The sequence below is a fragment of the Pseudomonas brassicacearum genome (assembly GCF_918698105.1).
GTDB classification, from domain to species: domain Bacteria; phylum Pseudomonadota; class Gammaproteobacteria; order Pseudomonadales; family Pseudomonadaceae; genus Aquipseudomonas; species Aquipseudomonas brassicacearum_F.
Genome location: NZ_CAKKMI010000083.1, coordinates 1 through 20,013 on the forward strand (window position 1 = coordinate 1; position 20,013 = coordinate 20,013).

The window sequence follows — 20,013 nt, forward strand, 5'->3', positions numbered from 1 at the left end:
GGCGCGAAGCACCCCCAAAACCTGACACCGCGGTGTGTCAGGCAAACATTTGGGGGCTGCTGCGCAGCCCAGCGGGAGCAAGCTCCCTCGCCACAGATAATGTTCAGCCAAGGGCTTCAAGTTATCCCCGGCCTTGTTACATCATTGGACCTTGTTTGAAGCCTCCGCCGCCTTGATCAGGTCCGGCCCGATCTCCTGTTCGAACTTGGCCCACACCGGCTTCATTTTTTCGCGCCAGGCATTACGTTGCTTCGGTGTGAGGGTAATGATCTCGGTAGTCTTGGCTGCGAGCACATGCTGCTTGTCCTGCTGGTTGAATCGCTCCGCTTCCTGATTGGCATAGTCGGTGGATTCAACTACGATCTTGTCCAATTCGCTGCGGATGTCCGGTGGCAGGCCGTTCCAGAAGTCGGAGGTGGTGATCAGCATGTAGTCGAGTATGCCGTGGTTGGACTCGGTGACGTATTTCTGCACTTCATTGAGTTTCTGGTTGTAGAAGTTCGAATAGGTGTTTTCCGTGCCGTCGACCAGACCGGTGCGCAAAGCCTGGTACACCACTGAGAAAATCATCGGTTTAGCCTTGGCGCCCACTGCCAGGAACTGTTCCTGCAGCACTGCGGAGGTCTGGATCCGGAACGTCAGGCCGCGGGCATCCTCGGGTGTGCGCAGGGGCTTGTTGGCCGATAGTTGCTTCATGCCGTTGTGCCAATAGGCCAGGCCGGTGATGTTTTTGCTTTCCATGGACTTGAGCAGCTTCTGGCCCTCGGGGCTGCGCTGAAAACGGTCCACGGCGGCGATATCGTTGAACAGGAAGGGCAAGTCGAACAACTGCACCGACTTGGTGTACTGATCGAACTTGGCCAGCGACCGCGCAATGATCTGCACGTCCCCAAGGAGCAAGGCCTCCAGCTCCTTGTCATCGCCATACAGCGTGGAGTTGGGGTACACCTCCACTTTCACCTTGCCCGCCAGCCGTTCATCCACGAGCTTCTTGAACATCAACGCGCCCTGGCCCTTGGGCGTTTGCTCGGCCACGACATGGGAAAACTTGATCACGATAGGTTCTGCCGCCGTGGCCGTGCCCAACGCACTGAAGGTCAGGGTACAGGCAAGCGTTATCCACATAGGTTTGAGCATTGCCGGATTTCCTTCTGCATGTGTCGACGGTGCTTAACCACACCAGGACCTGCACCTGCGGAGTGACGAGCCAGTGCCTTCGCTCCACAGGTCTGTGTTCAGTCGGGCTTAGCTCATCCCTAACCAGCTCGGTAGCGCCAGCGAGATCCACGGCACATAGGTAATCAGCACCAGGAATGCCAGCAGAATCATCAACCATGGCATGGCCGCGCGGATCGTGGCCGGCAGGGACATGCCGGTCACTGCCGAGGTGACGAACAGGTTCAGCCCCACCGGAGGTGTGATCAGGCCGATCTCCAGGTTCACCACCATGATGATGCCCAGGTGGATCGGGTCGATGCCCAGCTTCATGGCGATGGGGAACAGGATCGGTGCCAGGATCAGGATGATCGCCGAAGGCTCCATGAACGCGCCGGCGATCAGCAGCACGATGTTCACCACCAGCAGGAAGGTCACCGGCGTCAACCCTGCGTCGATCACCCAAGCCGTGATTTGCTGCGGCAGTTGCTCGGTGGTCAGTACGTGGGCGAAGAGCATGGCGTTGGCGATGATGAACATCAGCATGATGCTCAGCTTGGCCGACTCCAGCAGCACCTTCGGCGTCTCACGGAACGTGAGGTCCTTGTAGACGAACAAGGCAATGAACGCCGAATACACCGCCGCCACCGCCGCTGCTTCGGTGGGGGTGAACATCCCGGAGTAGATCCCGCCGAGGATGATGACCATCAGCAACAGGCCCCAGATCGCCTTGCGCGCGGTGGTCAACCACTCACGGAACGTCGCCCGGGGCAGGGCTGGCAGGTTTTTCTTCACGGCGACGATGTAGATCGCCACCATCAGTGTGAGCCCCAGCAGAACACCCGGAATCACACCGGCCATGAACAGCTTGCCCACCGAGGTTTCGGTCGCCGCGGCGTACACCACCATCACGATCGAGGGCGGAATCAGGATGCCCAGGGTCCCGGCGTTGCACACGATGCCCGCGCCAAACGCCTGTGGATAACCCGAGCGCACCATCCCGGCAATGGCGATGGAACCGACCGCTGCCACCGTCGCGGGGCTTGAGCCCGACAAGGCCGCAAACAGCATGCACGCCAACACTGCCGCAATCGCCAGGCCGCCACGGATATGTCCGACGCAGGCGTTGGCAAAGTCGATCAGCCGCCGCGCCACACCGCCCGTGGTCATGAACGCACCGGCCAGCAGGAAAAACGGAATCGCCAGCAACGTGTAGTGCTCGGACGTTTCGAACAGCTTGATCGCCAGGGAACGCACCGAGTCGGGGCTGAAGAAAATGATGGTCAGCGAGCCGGCCAAACCCAGCGAAATGGCAATGGGCACGCCGATGAACATCAGCACAAACAGCGCTATGAACAGGAAGGCAATGGTCATGGCTTGTCTTCCTCGTGTTCGGTCAATTTGATGGCTTCAGCTGCTTCATCGGCCAGGCCCAGGCCGGTCTGGCGATTCATCAGGATGCGCACGAGAATTTCCGCGAAACGGATAAACACCAGGGCAAAACCGACCGGTACGATCAACCCGATATGCCACTGCATGATGCCGAAATGGCCGAGATCCTCGGCACCGATCTGGGCAATCATCAAGGTGTTGATCCATTCGAAACTCGCCACTGCCAGCAGCCCGGCGTAGGCCAGGCAGCACAGGCAAGCGATGACGCCAATGAAACGCTGCACCGGTTTGCTCGCCAGTTTCACCAGCGCATCGACGCCGATGTGACCGGCCGTGCGCACGCCGTACGACAGCCCGAAAAAGATCAGCCAGCCAAACAGGGCCTTGGTCAGTGACGTGCTCCAAGTCATGGCCTGGGCCATGCCCATGACGGTGTCGCCAATGGCGAACATCGATTCGCTCGCGGCAGGCCAGTTGTCGCCGAGGCTGTAGAAAACGCTGTAGAGATTGTTGAGCACCACGTAGACGAAAGTAACCAGCGTCATGGCGGCCAGAAGGAAAGCAATGAAACCTTCCTCGAAGTGTTCCCAGGTGCGCCGAAGGGCGTTCATGGCGTGACCTCTCCTATGGGGGACGACAGGCCGGCGCTACCAGGGCGGCAGCACCGGCCAACCAATCACTGGGCCTTGTTGGAGGCTTCTGCGGCTTTGATCAGGTCAGCACCGATATCGCCTTCGAACTTTTTCCATACCGGTTTCATCTTGTCGCGCCATTCGCCACGTTCTTCTGGCGTCAGGGTGATGATTTCGGTGGTCTTGGCGTCGAGGATGCGCTGCTTGTCGTGCTCATTCAGCTGCGCGGCCTCTTTGTTCACGTGGGCCGTGACTTCTACCAGGATCTTGTCCAGTTCAGTGCGGATGTCCGGTGGCAGGCCATTCCAGAACTTGGTGTTGGTGATGAGCATGTAGTCGAGTACACCGTGGTTGGATTCGGTGATGTACTTCTGCACTTCATGCATTTTCTGGCTGTAGATGTTCGAGTAGGGGTTTTCCGCACCGTTGACCACGCCGGTCTGCAAGCCTTGGTAAACCTCGGCGAAGCTCATCTTGCGCGGGTTGGCGTTCACTGCCTTGAATTGTTCTTCCAGCACTGCCGACGCTTGTACGCGGAACTTCAGGCCACGGGCATCCTTGGGTTCACGCAGCGGTTTGTTCGCCGACAGCTGCTTCATGCCGTTGTGCCAATAAGCCAGGCCGGTGATGTTCTTGCTTTCCATGGACTTGAGCAGCTTCTGGCCTTCAGGGCTCAACTGGAAACGGTCCACGGCGGAGATGTCATCGAACAGGAACGGCAAGTCAAACAATTGCACGGTCTTGGTGTATTGCTCGAACTTGGCCAGCGACGGCGCGATCATCTGCACGTCGCCCAATAGCAGGGCTTCCATTTCCTTGCCGTCGCCGAACAGCGAGGAGTTGGGGTAGACCTCGACTTTCACTTTGCCTGGCAACCGTTCTTCCACCAGTTTCTTGAACAGCAGCGCGCCCTGGCCTTTTGGTGTTTGTTCGGCGACCACATGGGAGAACTTGATCACCACCGGATCTGCCGCCATGGCCGTGCTCATCGCACTGAGGGCCAACGTGCAAGCGAGCGCTTTCCAGATAGGTTTGAACATTGCGGGCTTTCCTCTTGTTTTTAGTATGTTCGTGCGGGCTCATTCAAAACACAGCACGGCGGAACAATGATGAGTCTAGGCAGAAAAACAACTTGCGGGGACGGTTAGCGGGAAAAACCGTTCTTTGGCTGTACGTCTCGACAGGTTGCGCTAGAGCCTTCCTTGCGTCGGGCTGAAACATCGAAAACAGCTCATTTCGAATGGTTTCAGTCAACCTTCGTGCCTGGGGCAGGAAACCATAAAGAAGCGGTGATGGCTACTGGCTTTCAATCTCACGCCCGTGCTCAGTGAGTCCAAGGGAGGAGGGGCAACCAGGCGCGTGGCTGCTGCTGTGGGCATTGCCTGGACTCGACGGCGCAAACCTCGGATCTAGGCAGGTAGCCAAAGCGTGCACAAAACCTGTGATCGGCCTCTGCCAGAGATCCCCTGTGGCAGCGAGCAAGCCCGCTCCCACAGTTTTGATCCCAGGTGTTCACGGATTCTGCGTCCACCACCGACCCCTATGGGAGCGAGCCTGCTCGCGAAGACGGCGACACATCCAACATCACCGTCTCAGACAGACCGCATTCGCGAGCAGGCTCGCTCCCACAGTTTTGATCCCAGGTGTTCACGAATTCTGCGTCCACCATCGCCCCCTGTGGGAGCGAGCCTGCTCGCGATGACGGCGGCACATCCAACGTCACCGTCTCAGACAGACCGCATTCGCGAGCAGGCTCGCTCCCACAGTTTTGATCCCTGGTGTTCACGAATTTTGCGCTCGCCACAGTTCCCCTGTGGGAGCGAGCTTGCTCGCGAAGACGGCGGCACAGCCAACATCACCGTCTCAGACAGACCGCTTTCGCGAGCAAGCTCGCTCCCACAGTTTTGATCCCGGGTGTTCACGAATTTTGCGCTCACCACAGTTCCCCTGTGGGAGCGAGCTTGCTCGCGAAGACGGCGGCACAGCCAACATCACCGCGTCAGACAGATCGCTTTCGCGAGCAAGCCCGCTCCCACAGTTTTGATCCCAGGTGTTCACGAATTCTGCGTCCACCATCGCCCCCTGTGGGAGCGAGCCTGCTCGCGATGACGGCGGCACATCCTCTCGCTAGTTGCGCTTCCAGCACTCCGCAAACCGCGCACATACCCCGTAACGCTCTTCCATCTGCGCCATCCTCTCCAGGTGATGACCTACCGCTTCGGCCGTTACCCCGTTCCCGATCCGGAAGTACTCCACCATCATCGCGACGTCCAGGTCGATCTCGGCTTTTTCCGGTTTGGCATTGGCGGTTTTGGACAACGCCCACTGTTCCAACTGCTCGTCCTTCAACTGCCGCAGGCGCGCCTGGTATTCGTCCTTGAAGCGTTCCATCGAGTGCGCCTTGTTTTGCGCCATGTCATCGCCAAATGTCTTCAGGTTTTCCCGGTACAGCGTCCAGTAGTCAGCCGGCAGTTCGAAGCCGAGCTTGGCCTTGCGTTCGCTGATCAGGGTGTCCAGCTTCCCTGGCGAATAAGGCTCGACTTTTTCCTTGGCTGGATCCGTCTTCACGGTGACGACCAAGCTTTTGTCGATGACTCGATTCATCAGCTCCAAGCGATGGGGCGTGTCCGGGTAGGTCTTGGGGAACAGCGCGTTGCGTCCGGCGCAGGCGGGAAAGTCTTTTTTCAGGATCGGGATCGGTGTGCGCACGTCCTTGCCGTCGACCCGTTGCAAGCGTTGCAACTGAGTCAGGCAGAAGTTCTTCTCGGACTTGAACGTCACCTCGTATTCGGCATTGGCCTCGGGCGTAAAGTTGAAGCCCTTGCCACACACGGCATAACCGCTGTTCATGTTGGTGCGCAGGTGAATCTGCTCACCCGGCTTGAGCTTGACCTCCAAATAACCCCTGGCATCCTTGGGCGCCGGAACGCTCATCCCCACCCGCCGCGCGGTATCGCTCAGCAGCATATTGTTGAGAATGCCGGTGGTTTGCCCGTCACAATGGGCCGCGTCGAAATAATCCAGCGTGGCGTTGCTGGTATTGGCGACGAACCGCAACTTGGCGGCGTCCGGTTCGATGGCATCGGGGTAACTGCCATTGACGCTGCAACCGCCGAGCAATACAAACAACGCGGACAATGCTAATAACGGGGCAGGACAGCGGGGCAGGGCGAGCATGGGTCATCCTTGAAGGATTGATAGAGTTGGCGAATGCTACTGAAGTGCCACTATTGCGTCCATCACCTGCCGCTGGGCTGTAGGCAACACCCTCTTCTTCTCGACAAGGACTTATCGATGATCGACTTCAACAACAAAGGCTTCTTCAAGCTCAAGCAAAACGACGAGTACGCCGAACGTGTCACGGCCCTGCTGCTGGACGGTGAACAGGTCATCGACGCTTATAAATCGATGCGCGATGGGGTGGTCTTCACCAACAAACGTATCATTGCGGTGAACGTGCAAGGCATCACCGGCAGCAAAAAAGACTTCACTTCCTTGCCCTACAAAAACATCGTCGCCTACTCGGTCGAAACCTCCGGCACCTTCGACCTGGACTCTGAACTGGAGATCTACTTTTCATCCCTGGGCAAAGTGAAATTCGAGTTCACCGGCAAGACCGGCATTGTGGAAATCTCCAAGGTAATCTCCAAGCACCTCCTGAGCTGATCGGCAAACTCACTGTCCACCGCCAACCCCCTGTGGGAGCGCTCGCCAGTTGCTGCTCAAGGCTCCAACGCCGGCCCCTTCAACTCGATCTGGTTACCGTCCGGATCGAAGCAGTAGATCGACCAACCCTTGCCCTCCGCGCCATAGCGCATCTGCGCTTTCTCAACCTCCAGGCCAGCTGAAGCCAAATGCGCGAGGAGGGCTTGTTCATCAAACGGCTCGATACGCAGGCACAGGTGATCGACATTGTGCCCCTGCTTACCGGCCGCCGGCCCACCTTGGCGACCGAGAGGCCCGTCGACAGCCACCAGGTCAATCATCGAAACACCAGTACCCAGGTGCACCATGCCAAGATCGTCCCGACGCTTCTTGAGCTCGCAACCGAGCACCGAGGTATAAAAAGCGAGGCTGCGCTCGAGGTCTTTTACGCGCAGGACAATGTGGTCGATACGTTGAATCGTGAAGTTCTTCATACAGGCCTCATGTGCTCAGTGATGAGCGTTACGGGTGACTTCACCTTAGCTATTCATGCTGGAATGTCGTCGCAACAAAAATCCCCTGTGGGAGCGAGCTTGCTCGCGATGATGCTGGCACATCCACCACGAACGCGCGCTGTTTGGAACAGGAATGCCGCACGCTATCATTGCTTCTGATGCCGTGCGAAAAACATGATTCAACCGAGGCTGAAGGCTTTCTGGAAAATCTCGATCAAACGATTGCCGTTTGCGTCGAGCCAATGGGCTTTTCCATCAAGCGCAGCTCCGGCTTATCTTGTCTGGGCCCGATATCAGTCCAACCATGGTGACGATAAAACCGCGCCGCCCTCTGGTTCGTTTCGCTCACCGACAATCTCATCCGCTCGCAATCCAGCCCTGCAAGAAAGTGGGTCGCGTAAGCCAGCAGCAACTTCCCGGCACCGCGTGATCGCCACGCAGGGATGAGATAGAAAAAGTGAATGTAACCCACTGCAGCTTCTGTCTTTAGCAGCGACATCTCTATCTGCCCCACAATCCGTGTTTCATCCCAGGCATGGACAATGCTGCCAGGAAGCTCAGCTGCTTTTTCCTGGAGAGATTGAAGGTAACGCCGTGTGCCATCCGGAGCGTGAAGTTTCTGTGCAGAACCAAACGCACACAGCAGCATGTCCTCAAAGAAGCGCACGCAAACATCGCCGTCCTGGTTGAGGTTAACCGGACGAAAGCTCAGCAGAGCACCTGACGCATTTTCTATAACCATTCGGGCGTGACTCAGCGTCTCTAGAAGTCACTATCATTGACCAACTGATTACCTATGGACACCCGAACCATGAAAAAACAAGAACAAGACAACCTCATCCAAACCCTGAAAACCCGCTTCGAACAAAACCCGAACCGTCACCCAGACATCCCCTGGGCCGACGTCCAGACCCGGCTCGAAGCCAACCCTAACGCCCTGAAATCCCTCCAGGCCATGGAAGCCACCGGCGGCGAACCCGACGTGATCGGTCTCGACCCGAAGACCGGCGTTGTCACCTTCTGCGATTGCGCCAAAGAAAGCCCTACCGGTCGCCGAAGCCTCTGCTATGACCGCGCCGCTCTGGACGCACGCAAGGAGAACAAGCCAACGGGCAGCGCGGTTGAAATGGCCGAAGCGATGGGCATCGCCCTGTTGACGGAAGACCAGTACCGAGCGCTGCAGGAACTGGGGGAATTCGATGCCAAGACTTCCAGCTGGCTGGCAACCCCCCCTGAGCTTCGCGCCCTCGGCGGGGCGATTTTCGGTGACTTTCGTTATGGCCGGGTGTTCGTTTACCACAATGGCGTGCAGTCGTATTACGCGGCGCGAGGGTTTCGCGGGTTGCTGCGGGTTTGAGCCCTCAAAAACACCGCTAACCCCGTGGCGAGGGAGCTTGCTCCCGCTGGGCTGCGTAGCAGCCCCAAAGCCATCCACCACGGTGTGCCAGGAAGAGCGGCATCAGCAGGTTTTACGACTGCTGCGCAGCCGAGCGGGAGCAAGCTCCCTCGCCACGGTGATAGCGTACGGTCGAAGGAAATGCGGCAGAAGCCCCTCACTCAAAAACCAAAACCTCACCCCCCTTGGCCTCAACCATCTCACTGAACACCGGCAACCGCGCGACAAACTCCGTCTCGAACGCCAGATACCGATCCTGCGCCGCCAAGTAACGAATCTCCGGCTTCACCCGCGCAATATCCTTGGAAGACAGCTTCACCACCTCATGGCTGCGCTGATTCCAGAACCAGGCCAGGGTGTGTGTGCCAAACGTATTGCTGCTGTAATTCCACACCCACCAATCCCCATGCCCACGGGACACATGAAGCTGCCCGTGAAACGTGCGCAAGGTAATGACCTGCTTGGGCTGCGTGACGAGCAGGCGCGTGTCCTGGCGTAGCTCACTGCCGAAGCCATCCAATGTCGCCTTTGCCGCAGTGCCAGTCATGAAGTTGAAGCGCCACGCCAACAGCACCGTCTCCTGATAACCCGAATGCTCGACGTTCTGCCGCGCGCCTTCGCTGAACAACAGGATCTCGTCGCCCCCCAGGTAGGCGGTTGAAGTTCGTAGCTTATAGGCCTCTATGGGCATCGGCTTGGCGACGAGGGCCTGGTGCGGCGGGTCTAAATTCCAGACCCAGCACTTCGGGCCGTTGTGCTGCATGAACAGTAAACGGCGAGGGCCGACGGGCAGTATCGCCAGTTCATCCGCGTACTCGAAAATCACCTCGCTGCTGTCCGCCGTGATCCGCCAGATCCGGGTCAAATGTTCGGGTTCGTAAATACGCTGACGTTCGAAGATCTCCGAGCCCACCACCACGCAAGGCTGTTCAAATTCCGGCCACTGCACCCCGGCAGGTCCGAACGCGGCGATCTCATCGTCTTGACGAATTTCGTATTGGTAGAGGTCGTCCGCACTGTAGTCGCCGCGTACGGCCCGACGTTTCCACAGGCTGCGCTGGGCATCGGCATCGAGGAGCTGCAAGTCCGCGCCGTCCACGCCATCGGTGCGGTGTTCGAGCATGTCCTGCTCGGTGGGCGGCCATTGGTTGTAATCGATCAGGAAGCACAACCATTGGTCTTCGTCCTGCTCGGTAATGGCGGCCCAACCGTTGCGGTAGTTGTAGTCATGCACATAGGTGGCGCCGGGATAGTCATGCACGTCCTGCAACCAGTTCAACTTGCTGCGTTTGGCTTTGGGTTTCTTGCGCTCGACTGCGACAGGCTTCGGCGGCTCGATCAACGTCGGCGTGTAGCCTGGCTCTGCGTTTTGTTCCCGCCAGTGTTGTGCAAACGCGTCGCGCTGATCGGACGGGAAGATCACCGGTCGGTAATCATCGCCACCGGCATCCAGGTTCCACAAGTCGTAACCCTGAGCCGCCAACACCGGCGCCAGCGCCTCGAAGCAGACCTCGGGCATCTCGTTGGACAGCTCATCCAACAACGCCTCGAATCCCGGGCCGGAAAACACACCGATGTCGGGATAGTAATGCTGCAACAGCCCGAGCAAGTCGTCGCCGGGTGTTTTCCAATCGATATGAACCAAGGGGGAGAATTGCGATTGCATCGCGGTCGTCTTCCTGTGATTTTTCTTGCGCGGCATATTAGCCGTATACCCGGCTTAAAAGGCATCCGTCCACCTCAGCGGCTGTAATAGGTCGCTTATTACTTTTTCGCTGTTTTCTGGCAAGCCACCGTCTGAAAATGATCTTGCTAACTGTAACTTCCTACAGTAGTCGTGCTGTTTTCTGCTGCCTATATTGCTCGGTATAACGTCATTAAATGTTGTGACGTGACGAGGTAATTAACCCCCACTGAGGATCTGAACATGATTATTGATATAGAGGAAACAATGGATAAGTTACGTCCATTGGAAGGGTCGATTGAACTAAAAGAACCGTCCCTCAGGATCTACTCCGATCTTGTCAAGTACCATTTGTTCGCGGATGATCTAACCTTTGCGGATGGCGGTTCCTTGTCAGGGTACCAAAAAAAAGGAACGCCCCCTCGGGTCGTTATAGGTTTTGGAACCGTAGACGCTACCGCCGTAACCCCAGTAGAAAAGACGTTCCAGTACCCCAATGATTTTGGCGACACCTATGTCCGGTGGGACTACGTTGACGATAATAACAAGCGTCATGTAGCGACTGATGGGAGAATCACTATAACGATTGGCCGTTATTTCAGCACTTTCAAAGGCAATTTTGAGTTCACTGATGAAGCAGGGGTAAAATATTCCGGGACTTTTGACCTAAGACGATAAGCGCTGTGCGACCCAGCAGAAAATCCCCATTGCACAAGCGCCAGACGCATAACGGCGTCTTTTGCGAACGGGTCAACGCGCGTGACCCGGCGTTGGCCCGAGGGCATCAAGTCATTGATTGTTCCCATGCAGAAGCTTGGGGACGATTAACTAAACAAACGAATAACCCTGTGACGAGGGGATCTAGCGAATCGCACCGCCCGCAGGGCTGCGCAGCAGCCCCAAACTCACTAGAGCTCCGCAAACCCACCCAAATAACAAACCGGCGAACTCCCCTCCGCCCGCTTCTCCACCTCATCCTCCAACCATTCAGCCAACACCACGGCATTGTTCTCGACCGTGGATTTGGCGGCATACACCAGGGTCAGGTGGCCGTCCTGTGCAACATCCACCAACCGCCACCAACACTGCGGCCGCGCAGCCAGCTCCTTGCAATAGGCCACTTTGAACTGCTCGAACGAAACCGCTCCCGCCTTGAACGCCTTGCGCAACTCATGAGAAGGCCCAACCTCCGGCAGCCACTGGGCAATCGCCAACGCCTCCTTGCGGCAATTGCGCGGCCATAAGCGGTCCACCAGAACCCGCACGCCATCCGTGGTGCTGGCTGGGTCATAGGCGCGTTTGCACTGGATCATCAAAACCTGCCTGTCGAAGTGAGACCGCCTCAGCATAGGTCGCCGACAACGCGGCGACCAGGATTCATCCGCCGCACTTCACCTCACCCATCGTAAAAAAATCCCATTCGATCCGCTCAATCAAAAGCCGTGGGCGCTCCAGCAAAGGCGCTACCTCTCCGGCCGCAGACATGATGGAACGGAGCAGTTTGGGATTCTGAGCCGCCATCCGTCCGGATGCGGTTTTCCATTTGATTTGTCGACAGCGAACCGCCTGGTCGTCACGGCACGACCCGCCGTATTAAGGATGAGAGAACAAAAATGAATAGAGCTTACCGAGTCGTCTGGAATGCCGTGATGGGCGCGTGGCAGGTGGCATCCGAGTTGGTCAAAAGCCAAGGCAAAGACAAAAGCCGACAATCCCTCAGCCTCGTCATCGGCGTAGGCAGCGGTGTCTTCGCCTCGGTCGCCGCGGCGGGAGGGTTGCCTTCCGGCGGCAACATCGTGGCGGGTAGCGGCAGCGTTCAGCAGAATGGCAACAACATGGCCATTCATCAGGGCAGCGACAAGCTCGCCATTGACTGGCAGAGCTTTTCCATCGGCAAAGGCAACACCGTCCAGTTCGTCCAGCCTGGCGCGGCGTCTGTCGCATTGAACCGCGTGTTGGGCTCGGATGTGTCGGTGATCCAGGGCGCACTGAAAGCCAATGGGCAAGTGTTCCTGGTCAACCCCAACGGCGTCTTGTTTACGCCCAGCGCGCAGGTTGATGTCGGCGGCCTGGTGGCCTCCACGCTTAACTTGTCCACAGAGGATTTCCTCGCCGGCAATTACCGTTTCAGTGGCGACAGCGCCGCCTCGGTGGTCAACCAGGGCAACATCAATGCTGCACAAGGCGGCACCATTGCCCTGATCGCGGCAAAAATCGTCAACGAAGGCAACATCACCGCGCACAAGGGCAATGTGCTGCTGGGCGCCGGTCGTGTCGTGACGCTCGACTTGGGCGGGCCGGTGCAATTGGAAGTCAAGGAAGGCGCGCTCCAAGCGTTGATCGAAAACGGCGGCGCCATTCGTGCCGATGCCGGGAAGATCCTGCTGACCGCCCGTGCCGCGGAAACCCTGGCGAGCACCGTCATCAATAACACCGGGCTGATCGAAGCCCGTTCCCTGGATATCGGTGAAAACGGCCTGGTCACGCTGATGGGCGACCAGGGCGGTGTGCAAGTCGCTGGGCGTATCGATGTGTCCTCCGACACCGCCAAGGGCGGCAAGATCGTCGTGACCGGGGATCGCTTGGCGATCAAGGGCGGCGCCGAGCTCGACGCCACCGGGGCCAAGGGCGGCGGCGAAATTTATGTGGGCGGTAGCTGGCAAGGCAAGGACCCTGCGATCAAACAGGCCAGCCAGACCACCGTCGCCGCCGGTGCCGTGCTTGATGCATCGGCGACCGACAACGGCAAGGGCGGTACCGTGGTGGCCTGGTCCGACGTCAAGAAACCGGGCAGCGTGACTCGCGTGGACGGAACACTGAAAGCCACCGGCGGTGCCAAGGGCGGCGACGGCGGCAAGATCGAGACCAGCGGCGCCAAGCTGGCGGTGAGCAAAGCCGCCGACGCTTCGGCTAAAAAAGGCAAGGGCGGCTTGTGGTTGCTCGACCCGGACAGCGTCACGGTAGGGCCGGGTAACGGAGGCTTGACCGGCGGCGCCAACGGGACAGACGCCACGGTTGGTTTCGACGCGATCGACGCGGCCCTGGCCGGCGGCACCGATGTGGCGATCAAGGCCGACAACAGCATTCACTGGAATGGCGATTACACCCCGACGAGCATCAGCGGCGATCGGATGCTGACCTTGCAGTCGGGACACAACGACGGCGTAACAGGCCGCTACGTCTTCGGCAATATCTTCCTCAACGGCGATATAGACGCCAGCGGCGCCGGCAATGGCAACAGCCTGGCCTTGATCCTCAACGGCAAGATCGCCCTGAACACCGACGTCACTTTGAAGAGCAACGGTGGCAACGTCGTGTTTGCCGGCGTAGTGGACTCCGATGCGGTGGCCAACAAACGTGAACTGCGCGTCGACGCCGGTTCGGGCTCGATCATCTTCAGCGACATGGTCGGCGGTAACAGCGCGCTGGGTGCTCTGTACGCGACCACCAGCGGCGCCGGCAAGACGTTTATCAACGGCGCGAAAGTCTTCACCACTGGCGAGCAGGTCTACACCGGTGCCGTTGAGCTGGGCACCTCGCAGTTCCTGAACGCCGACTTCGAAAACGGCCTGGTCGGGTGGAAGACCTCCATCGCCCAGTTCTTCACCGGCGTCACCGTGGTGGAGGGCGTGGTGTCGCCGGATGACCCGACGTTGCCGACAACCTCGCCAACCAATGGCAATGCGCCGAGCGTTTCGCCTGGCGACCAAGGCGACATGAACTACAAACCCCTCACCCCGGTCGCCGCCGCTGGCCAGGGCAAGGACGGTGGCGCTGCGCTGCTGCTGGGTACCGAGAACAATTCCAACTGCCTCAACGCCCCTGCCGGCTGCATCATGCGCGGCCCTTCGGTGGTGAGCGAGGGCACGGTCTCCCTGGCGGCGGGGGAAGCGGTCAGTTTCGATTACAAACCGGTGGCCGGCGGCGATACCTACGATGTCTTCGGCTATCTGCTGAACGTCAACACCGGCGAATACCAGATCATCCTGAACGAAACGGGGAACGGCACAGGCGCGGTGGATTGGAAAAGCCATACGGCGACGGCTGACAAGGCCGGCACGTACAAATTCGTCTTCGTGTCGGGCAGTTTCGACCAGACCGCGGGCAAGCAGGTCGGTGGCTCGCTGTACGTCGACAACATCAAGACCAACACCTCGGGCAGCAAAGGCCTGCAAGGCAGTTCCATCACGTTCAACGGCAGCCTCAACAGCACCGACAACAACCTGGCCATCAAGGCCGACGACATCAACTTCAACGGCGGCACCGGCAGCGTCACCGGCAACGGCAAGATCGCCCTCGAGACCAACACCCCGAGCAAAAACATTGCCGTGGGCGGCAGCACCGGCGATGCCCCCGGTTCGTTGGAACTGACCGGCACCGACATCAACGCCTTGGGCGATGGGTTCACCTCGGTCAAGATCGGCGGCGCGGACATGACCGGTGATATCAGCATCATCGAAGCGACCCGGATCAACGACAACCTTATCCTCAATGCCGGTACCGGCAACATCCACATCAATGACCAACTGACCGTGGCGGACGCACCGGGCACCGGTAACGACGACAACAAACCGGCTCCGGTCCTGGCGTTGCAAAGCAATGGCGGCAAGATCGACCAGACCGCTGGCGGCGCCATCGTCGCCGATGGCCTGGTGCTGCTGGGAGATGGCGCCGTGCATGACCTCGACAACGCGGCCAACGACGTCAACACGATCGCCAGCGACACCGGCACGGTCAGCTTTGCCGATGTCGATGACCTGACCGTCGGCGTGGTGACCATTCCCGATAGCCAGACCCCGGCAAACCCCCAAGGCGTGCCGGTCGCCGGCATGACCCAGACCGGCGACCTGAACCTGGTCGCTGATAAGCTCACGGTCGGCCAGGCCCTGCTCACCCAAGGCGATACCAGCCTGAGCGCCGACGAAATCGATCTCGCCGCGAGCGTTGCCGGTAGCGGCAGTCTCACCCTGCAACAGAAGACCGATGGCCTGGATATTCACCTGGGCGGCAGCGATGACCCGGAAGTGACCGGGCCTAACGATCCGTTGGTGCTCTCCGACGCTGACCTGGCGAATATCCAGGACGGCTTCGACAAAGTCGTCATTGGCAACGACAAGACGCGCAACATCACCGTTGACGATGAAGGCGCGACCTTCAAGGACGATCTGGCCCTGGTCGCAAATGGCGTCCTGGACCTGCTGGGCGACCTGATGCTCAAGGATCCTGAAGGCACCGACGAAGACGGCACCACCGGCAAGGGTCTGACGCTGAGCGTCGACGCGGGCAAAGGTGCGACCCAGGCAACGGGCGCGACCATCACCGCAGACGAATTGGCCTTGCGCGGCGAAGGTGATTTCAATCTGGGCAAGGGCGGGCATGACGTGGGTGTCATCGCCGCCGATGTCGGCAGCCTGAAGTTCGCTGGCAACGGCAACCTGACGGTGGGCGTCGTGGACGGCACCGTGGGGATCACGTCCGATGAGGCGGTCACCCTGAAAACCGATCACGACCTGACGCTGGTAAAAGGCATCACCATCGAAAATGGTCCACGGGATTCCGTCAGTCAGGGCCAAACCCGGGCCGACGACATCATCACCCTGGAAGTGGCGGGCAACACCACCCAGTCCGGCGCCGCCGGAGCCAAGCTCGATGCCAGCGGCCTGGTGCTGCTGGGTGGCAATTACGCCCTGGGCAACACCGGCAACGTGATCGGCGATATCGCCAGCGAGGCGGGCAAGGTCCAGTTCAACAACAACGGAAACCTCAAGGTGGGTTCGCTGACCGCGACCCATGCCGACGGCACCCAGACAACCATCACCGGCGTGAACAACACCGGCGACGTCAGCATCGGCACCCAAGGCAACCTGGCGATCAACGAAGCGCTGGCCACCAGTGGCAATGTGTTCCTCAATGTCGACGGCAAGACCACCCAAAACGCCAAGGGCAACATCACCGCCGACGGCCTGGCCCTCAACGGCGGCGACTACGAGTTGCGTAACAATGGCAACGTGGTGGGCGACATCGCCAGCGACGCGGGCAAGGTCGCGTTCAACAATACCGGCGACCTGAAGGTCGGCACGCTGACCGAAACCGATGGCAACGGCAACATCATCAAGACCACAACCGGCGTGAACAACACTGGCGACGTCAGCATCGGCACCCAGGGCAACCTGGCGATCAACGAAGCGCTGGCCACCAGCGGCAACGTGTTCCTCAATGTCGATGGCAAGACCACCCAAAACGCCAAGGGCAACATCACCGCTGACGGCTTGGCTCTCAACGGCGGCGACTTCGAGTTGCGCAACCGCGGCAACGTGGTGGGCGACATCGCCAGCGAGGCGGGCAAGGTCTCCTTCAATAACACTGGCAACCTCAAGGTCGGCACGCTGACCGAAACCGATGGCAACGGCAACCTGGTCAAGACCACCACCGGCGTGAACAACACCGGCGACGTCAGCATCGGCACCCAAGGCAACCTGGCGATCAACGAAGCGCTGGCCACCAGTGGCAACGTGTTCCTCAATGTGGCTGGCAAGACCACCCAAAATGCCAAGGGCGCTATCACCGCCGATGGCCTGGCGCTCAAGGGCGGCAATTTCGACCTGCGCAACGCCAGCAACTGGGTCGGTGATATCGCCAGCCGAGCGAAGGATGTCAGCTTCGTCAACCGGAGCGACGTCACCGTCGGCAGGCTGACCGAGACGGCACTGGATGGCACCCAGCTGGATCAGATCGTCGGCATCGGCAACACCGGCAAAGTCCAGGTGGTGACGACCACCGGCAACATCACCTTGGCCGAGAACGTCAGCACCACCAGCAAGGCCTCTGATGCGATCGTGCTCAACGCCGGTCAATCCGCTTCGGCGGGCGTGGCTGCGGGCGGTGATGTGAAGGCCGACGCGGGCGTGACGGTGTCCACTGGTGCCGGCGGCCGGGCGGTGATCTACACCGGTAGCCTCGCTGGCAGTACCCGCGTGGTGGATGTGGTCGGCAGTGGCAGTGGCAATTTCCGCTACAACAGTGACGAGCAGCAGAGCCATTTCGGCAGGGCGTTGGGCAACACGGGCGTTCATGCCGTGTACCGCGAGCAACCCGTCCTGGTGGTGTCCACGAACGGTACGACCACCCAGACCAAGCCATTCGATGGCCAAACCACGTTCAATGGCGGCGGTATAGCCGGTTATGACGCCAACGGGCTGTGGAACGGCGACACCAAGCCAATGCTTGGCAACCCACTGTACTCGGTAGGGACGCAAGGCCCGGGCTCGCACCTGATCAACATCGGCGGGCTGGCCGACCTCGGTTACCTGATCGTGAGCAACCCGGCCAATGCCAACCTGACCGTGACAGCGTCCGTTGATTACGACGCCGTCCGGCAGAGCGTCGCCGATGCCACACGCGTCGGTGCGCAGGTGGGTTCGCCGCATGACCCGGATCTCAATCCGGCCCAGCCGAAACCGGCTGACTGGTCTGACTACGGGGTCGACGACGGCGGTCTGTTGCTGGTGGACCAGGGCGGTGCTCGTGGGAACGCCGCAGGCAATGGCGACGGCGATTCGGCTACCCAGGCCGAGAGCGCCGACAGCGAGCGGGAACTGGCCGCAAATGTCTGCGCTGACGGCGGCGTATCCGCCGGGGGCGCTTGTGCGGCCTACCCGCCGCAGACCGTTTTCGTCGTACGCGGCGGTGTGCGTTTGCCGAGCCTGGCCATGCGCCCCTGATCGCTGACATCCACTTTTTCATTTGAAGGAGCCCCTTGGCCGCGTCCCCGGACGCGGTCATGGGCTCAGGCAACCCGCATTATTCGAGACTTATCCAATGCATAACAAACTGATGTCCTGCGCCGCTGGTCTGGCGTTGTTGTCCACCTCCCAGGCCTGGGCGGCGACCCTGCCGACCCGCCCGATCCCCGACGCCGGCCGTATCCTGCAGGAACTGCCGATTCCCCAGCAGGAACTGCCGCAAAGCATTCGCCTGGATGTAGAGGCGCCGCAACCGCCCCAGGAAAAAGTCGGCGGCGCCAAAGTCCAGCTCAACGCCGTCCATTTCACCGACAACACCCGCATCGACGAAGCCCGCCTGCAACGCGTCGTCGCCCCGGCCATCGGTCAGGCCCTTGATCTGGACGAGCTGCGGGAAGTGGCCCGGCAGGTCACGCTTTACTACCGCGAGCAGGGCTACCCGTTCGCCCGTGCCTATCTGCCGGCGCAGCGCATGGCCAATGGCGAACTGACCATTGCCGTGATCGAAGGCCGCTATGGGAACGTCACCGCGACCAACGACGATGCGAAACTGGCCGCGCAGGCGCAGCCTTTCCTGAACGATTTGCAGCCGGGCGACGTGATCGAGCGTGACCGCCTGGAGCGCAGCATATTGGTCCTTTCAGATTTGCCGGGGGTGGCTGTTCGTCCGGTCATCCGGCCGGGCGAGGCGCTCGGTACGGGCGATCTGGATGCCAAAGTGAGCAGAACCGAGGCCTTCGAGGGCAAGGCCACGCTGGACAACCACGGCAACCGTTACTCGGGCCGCAACCGCCTGACGGTACAAGGTGACTGGAACAGCCCATTGATGCTGGGCGACAGGCTCAGCGCCGCGGTGATGGCGACCGATGAGGACCTGTATTTCGGTAGCCTCGGCTACTCAATGCCATTGGGAACCTCCGGCCTGCGCGGCAACGTGGGTTACGCCCAGAGCAGTTACGACCTGGGCGCCGAATTCGCCGACCTGGGGGCGACCGGTACCGCCGAGGTCAGCAGCATCGGCTTGAGTTATCCGCTCCTGCGCAGCAACCAGGCGAACGTCATGTTGGCCGGGCAATACCAGCACAAGGACCTTGAGGATAAGTACGAAGTGCTGGGCCTGAGCTTTGAAAAAAGCAGCAACACGCTGCCCATCAGCTTGCAATTCGACGTGAGGGACACCTTGTTCGGCGGCGGCATCACCTACGGCGGCGCGACGCTGACCTACGGTGACCTGAAACTGGATTCGGCCCTGCGTGAAGGCGACCGTCAGACCGCCCAGACCGAGGGCCAGTTCAGTAAAGTGAACGTCGACCTCGCCCGTCTGCAAGCGCTGCCCGCCAACTTCACGCTCTTCGCCCGCGTCCTCGGCCAATGGAGCAATGACAACCTGGACTCTTCCGAAGATTTCAGCCTCGGCGGCATCGATGGCGTGCGGGCTTATCCACAAAGCGAAGCCTCGGGCGACGAAGGCATGCTGACCCAGATCGAACTTCGTTATCCGATCGACAAGCTCACGCCTTACCTGTTCTGGGATGCCGGTAAAGTGCGCATCAACCACAACGAGTGGGCCGATGAGGAAAACACCCGCAGCATCTCTGGCGGCGGTGTGGGTTTGCGCGCTCAATACGGCCAGCTCTCGTTCGACGCAACGGTCGCGTGGCGCCACTCCGGCGGTGAAGCGCAGAGCGATACCCGCCAGGAAAACCCTCAATTGCTTGCTCAGGTCGGTTACCAGTTCTAATCGTTTCAGGCCGCCTTGCTTAGGCGTTCAACAAACCCGTGGCGAGGGAGCAAGCTCCCTCGCCACAGTGAACCGCATCAACCGCTTTAACCCTCTCGCCTGGGCTTTTCC

Annotated in this window: 14 protein-coding genes; 5 read left to right on the forward strand and 9 right to left on the reverse strand. The window is 59.8% G+C overall.

The features are described 5' to 3' along the window. Positions 1-141: 141 nt before the first annotated feature. The 5 genes from LQ215_RS24590 to LQ215_RS24610 form a co-directional block, all read right to left on the reverse strand. Complete coding sequence (locus LQ215_RS24590; RefSeq protein ID WP_290369169.1) at positions 142-1,137, reverse strand: TRAP transporter substrate-binding protein; 996 nt, start codon at positions 1,135-1,137, stop codon at positions 142-144. A 108-nt stretch (positions 1,138-1,245) separates the two neighbouring features. Beyond that, positions 1,246-2,529 (reverse strand): C4-dicarboxylate TRAP transporter large permease protein DctM, encoded by a 1,284-nt coding sequence (dctM, locus tag LQ215_RS24595; protein ID WP_230152973.1) that lies wholly within the window; start codon positions 2,527-2,529, stop codon positions 1,246-1,248. Beyond that, the gene (locus LQ215_RS24600; RefSeq protein ID WP_230152974.1) at positions 2,526-3,158 is read right to left on the reverse strand and encodes a TRAP transporter small permease; all 633 of its coding nucleotides are present in this window, start codon (positions 3,156-3,158) and stop codon (positions 2,526-2,528) included. Before LQ215_RS24600 ends, dctM begins: the two co-directional genes overlap by 4 nt. Before the next feature lie 65 nt (positions 3,159-3,223). After that, the gene (gene dctP, locus LQ215_RS24605) at positions 3,224-4,219 is read right to left on the reverse strand and encodes a C4-dicarboxylate TRAP substrate-binding protein DctP (RefSeq protein WP_003197905.1); all 996 of its coding nucleotides are present in this window, start codon (positions 4,217-4,219) and stop codon (positions 3,224-3,226) included. 1,087 nt (positions 4,220-5,306) lie between these two features. Further along, positions 5,307-6,356 (reverse strand): hypothetical protein, encoded by a 1,050-nt coding sequence (locus LQ215_RS24610; RefSeq protein ID WP_230152976.1) that lies wholly within the window; start codon positions 6,354-6,356, stop codon positions 5,307-5,309. A gap of 117 nt (positions 6,357-6,473) precedes the next feature. Between LQ215_RS24610 and LQ215_RS24615 the strand changes: the two genes are divergently transcribed. Continuing rightward, positions 6,474-6,845 carry a PH domain-containing protein gene (locus LQ215_RS24615; protein WP_230152978.1) on the forward strand — a complete coding sequence of 124 codons (372 nt, stop codon included), beginning with the start codon at positions 6,474-6,476 and terminating at the stop codon, positions 6,843-6,845. Between the two features lie 56 nt (positions 6,846-6,901). On the opposite strand, the gene LQ215_RS24620 is transcribed toward LQ215_RS24615, so the two are convergent. Beyond that, positions 6,902-7,318, reverse strand: coding sequence for a VOC family protein (locus LQ215_RS24620; RefSeq protein ID WP_230152980.1), 417 nt, complete (start codon positions 7,316-7,318; stop codon positions 6,902-6,904). A 235-nt stretch (positions 7,319-7,553) separates the two neighbouring features. Then, the gene (locus LQ215_RS24625; protein ID WP_230152981.1) at positions 7,554-8,081 is read right to left on the reverse strand and encodes a GNAT family N-acetyltransferase; all 528 of its coding nucleotides are present in this window, start codon (positions 8,079-8,081) and stop codon (positions 7,554-7,556) included. A gap of 69 nt (positions 8,082-8,150) precedes the next feature. Here LQ215_RS24625 and LQ215_RS24630 point away from each other — a divergent pair, with 69 nt between their 5' ends. Beyond that, positions 8,151-8,696, forward strand: a complete 546-nt coding sequence (locus tag LQ215_RS24630; RefSeq protein ID WP_230152982.1) for a DUF4256 domain-containing protein — start codon at positions 8,151-8,153, stop codon at positions 8,694-8,696. 196 nt (positions 8,697-8,892) lie between these two features. On the opposite strand, the gene LQ215_RS24635 is transcribed toward LQ215_RS24630, so the two are convergent. Continuing rightward, a complete protein-coding gene (locus LQ215_RS24635; RefSeq protein WP_230152983.1) occupies positions 8,893-10,401 on the reverse strand; it encodes a DUF6630 family protein in 1,509 nt (502 codons plus the stop codon). Positions 10,402-10,662: 261 nt separating this feature from the next. On the opposite strand from LQ215_RS24635, the gene LQ215_RS24640 reads away from it, so the two are divergent. Then, positions 10,663-11,097 (forward strand): hypothetical protein, encoded by a 435-nt coding sequence (locus LQ215_RS24640; RefSeq protein ID WP_230152984.1) that lies wholly within the window; start codon positions 10,663-10,665, stop codon positions 11,095-11,097. A 230-nt stretch (positions 11,098-11,327) separates the two neighbouring features. Here LQ215_RS24640 and LQ215_RS24645 read toward each other — a convergent pair whose 3' ends face one another. Further along, on the reverse strand, positions 11,328-11,732 hold the full coding sequence (locus tag LQ215_RS24645; protein ID WP_230152985.1) for a DUF488 domain-containing protein: 405 nt from the start codon (positions 11,730-11,732) through the stop codon (positions 11,328-11,330). A gap of 300 nt (positions 11,733-12,032) precedes the next feature. On the opposite strand from LQ215_RS24645, the gene LQ215_RS24650 reads away from it, so the two are divergent. Both LQ215_RS24650 and LQ215_RS24655 read left to right on the forward strand, forming a co-directional pair. Then, complete coding sequence (locus LQ215_RS24650; RefSeq protein WP_230152986.1) at positions 12,033-18,140, forward strand: two-partner secretion domain-containing protein; 6,108 nt, start codon at positions 12,033-12,035, stop codon at positions 18,138-18,140. 97 nt (positions 18,141-18,237) lie between these two features. Beyond that, entirely contained in the window at positions 18,238-19,902 is a 1,665-nt protein-coding gene (locus LQ215_RS24655) for a ShlB/FhaC/HecB family hemolysin secretion/activation protein (protein ID WP_230152987.1), read from the forward strand. The last annotated feature ends 111 nt before the right edge of the window (positions 19,903-20,013 follow it).

Coding starts and splice junctions, on each gene's coding strand:
- LQ215_RS24590 (WP_290369169.1), bottom strand. CDS start 1,137: ATGCTCAAACCTATGTGGATAACGCTTGCCTGTACCCTGACCTTCAGT.
- dctM (WP_230152973.1), bottom strand. CDS start 2,529: ATGACCATTGCCTTCCTGTTCATAGCGCTGTTTGTGCTGATGTTCATC.
- LQ215_RS24600 (WP_230152974.1), bottom strand. CDS start 3,158: ATGAACGCCCTTCGGCGCACCTGGGAACACTTCGAGGAAGGTTTCATT.
- dctP (WP_003197905.1), bottom strand. CDS start 4,219: ATGTTCAAACCTATCTGGAAAGCGCTCGCTTGCACGTTGGCCCTCAGT.
- LQ215_RS24610 (WP_230152976.1), bottom strand. CDS start 6,356: ATGCTCGCCCTGCCCCGCTGTCCTGCCCCGTTATTAGCATTGTCCGCG.
- LQ215_RS24615 (WP_230152978.1), top strand. CDS start 6,474: ATGATCGACTTCAACAACAAAGGCTTCTTCAAGCTCAAGCAAAACGAC.
- LQ215_RS24620 (WP_230152980.1), bottom strand. CDS start 7,318: ATGAAGAACTTCACGATTCAACGTATCGACCACATTGTCCTGCGCGTA.
- LQ215_RS24625 (WP_230152981.1), bottom strand. CDS start 8,081: ATGGTTATAGAAAATGCGTCAGGTGCTCTGCTGAGCTTTCGTCCGGTT.
- LQ215_RS24630 (WP_230152982.1), top strand. CDS start 8,151: ATGAAAAAACAAGAACAAGACAACCTCATCCAAACCCTGAAAACCCGC.
- LQ215_RS24635 (WP_230152983.1), bottom strand. CDS start 10,401: ATGCAATCGCAATTCTCCCCCTTGGTTCATATCGATTGGAAAACACCC.
- LQ215_RS24640 (WP_230152984.1), top strand. CDS start 10,663: ATGATTATTGATATAGAGGAAACAATGGATAAGTTACGTCCATTGGAA.
- LQ215_RS24645 (WP_230152985.1), bottom strand. CDS start 11,732: ATGATCCAGTGCAAACGCGCCTATGACCCAGCCAGCACCACGGATGGC.
- LQ215_RS24650 (WP_230152986.1), top strand. CDS start 12,033: ATGAATAGAGCTTACCGAGTCGTCTGGAATGCCGTGATGGGCGCGTGG.
- LQ215_RS24655 (WP_230152987.1), top strand. CDS start 18,238: ATGCATAACAAACTGATGTCCTGCGCCGCTGGTCTGGCGTTGTTGTCC.